General features: G+C 42.8%; 1 pseudogene. It reads left to right on the plus strand.

From position 1 onward, the window contains the following. Nucleotides 1-97: 97 nt before the first annotated feature. Nucleotides 98-797 (plus strand): annotated as a pseudogene (gene asnB / locus AB4496_RS27830) (asparagine synthase B); the annotation flags it as partial.

Raw genomic sequence — 797 nt, forward strand, 5'->3', positions numbered from 1 at the left:
CCTTTATATTATTTTTTTGCTCATATTCGGTTGCTTTTTTTAGCCAGAATGGCAAATTGAATACAGTTGATTTAGAAATTATTTAAAAGGAAGTTCTATGTGTTCAGTATTTGGCATTCTCGACATTAAAAGTGATGCCGCAGCACTTCGCCCTATTGCTTTAGAAATGTCTAAAAAGCTTCGTCACCGTGGCCCAGACTGGTCTGGTATCTATGCTGGTGAAAAAGCTATCCTTGCTCACGAGCGTCTAGCTATCGTCGGCCTAAATAGTGGTGCTCAACCACTATATAGCCAAGACAAAAAACACATTCTTGCAGTCAATGGCGAAATCTATAACCACAAAGAACTTCGCGCTCGCTATGAAGATAAATACCAGTTCCAAACTGACTCTGATTGTGAAGTCATTCTTGCGCTTTACCAAGAGATGGGTGCCGACCTTTTAGAAGAACTTAACGGTATTTTCGCTTTCGTTTTATATGACGAAGAGAAAGACGAATACCTAGTCGGCCGCGACCATATTGGCATCATCCCGCTTTACCAAGGCTACGATGAGCACGGCAACTATTACGTTGCTTCAGAGATGAAAGCACTGGTTCCAGTTTGTAAGACGATCAGTGAGTTCCCTCCTGGTAGCTTCTACTCTTCTAAAGATACAGAACCTCAACGCTACTACATCCGCGATTGGAACGAATACGCAGCCGTTCAAGGTAACAGCACAAGCAAAGAAGAGCTAACTGAAGCGCTAGAAGCTGCTGTTAAGCGTCAACTAATGACTGACGTTCCTTACGGTGTACTTC

Origin of the sequence: Vibrio sp. 10N.222.46.A1, from assembly GCF_041473595.1 — a bacterium.
Lineage (GTDB): Bacteria > Pseudomonadota > Gammaproteobacteria > Enterobacterales > Vibrionaceae > Vibrio > Vibrio tasmaniensis_A.